Annotated in this window: 1 protein-coding gene and 1 pseudogene; both read left to right on the top strand. The window is 56.4% G+C overall.

Features of this window, described 5'->3' with window-relative positions; translation table 11 throughout:
• A pseudogene (locus NRB16_RS29020) lies at nt 1-263 on the top strand (type VI secretion system contractile sheath large subunit); the annotation flags it as partial.
• Nucleotides 264-290: 27 nt separating this feature from the next.
• Nucleotides 291-585: type VI secretion system baseplate subunit TssE (gene tssE, locus NRB16_RS29015; protein ID WP_257107584.1), on the top strand; the 295-nt coding region annotated here is incomplete at its 3' end.

Below are 585 nucleotides of genomic sequence, written 5' to 3'. Positions count from 1 at the left end.
AGCGTGAACAGCTTGGTTCCTGGAAGGAGCGTACCGATCTTGAGCTTGAACTGAACAAGTGGATTGGTCAGTACGTGGCCGATCAGGAAAACCCGAGCGCTGATGTGCGTGGCAGGCGTCCATTGCGTGCCGCGCAGATTACCGTCAGTGATGTTGAAGGTGAGCCGGGTTGGTACCGGGTCAGCCTGAACGTGCGACCTCACTTCAAATACATGGGAGCGGACTTTACGCTTTCCCTGGTCGGCAAGCTGGACAAGGAGTAACCGGATGCAAGTTACAGGCGCTCGGCCATGAATCCTTACGGTAGCCTTTTCGAGCGCCTTGGCGGTGAAACCAGGAGCCGTAACAGCTTGTGTCGCGAAGAGTGTGTCATTGCTTCGGTGGCTGCTCATCTTGCGAAGATGCTCGGCACTCGGGCGGGTAGTGTGCAGACAAAGCCTGATTATGGGCTGCCGGATTTGAATGACATGCGCATGAGCCTGCATGACACTCATGCCCGGTCTCGATCGGCTATCGAGGCTTTCATCAGAACCTGTGAGCCTCGATTGTCCGAAGTGCGCGTGATATCCCTGCCGCCAGAAGAGG

Origin of the sequence: Pseudomonas sp. LJDD11 (genome assembly GCF_024584215.1) — a bacterium.
In the GTDB taxonomy this organism is placed as follows: Bacteria; Pseudomonadota; Gammaproteobacteria; order Pseudomonadales; family Pseudomonadaceae; genus Aquipseudomonas.
Note: the sequence above shows the minus strand (reverse complement) of the source record. Positions and strands in the feature narration are given on the sequence as shown.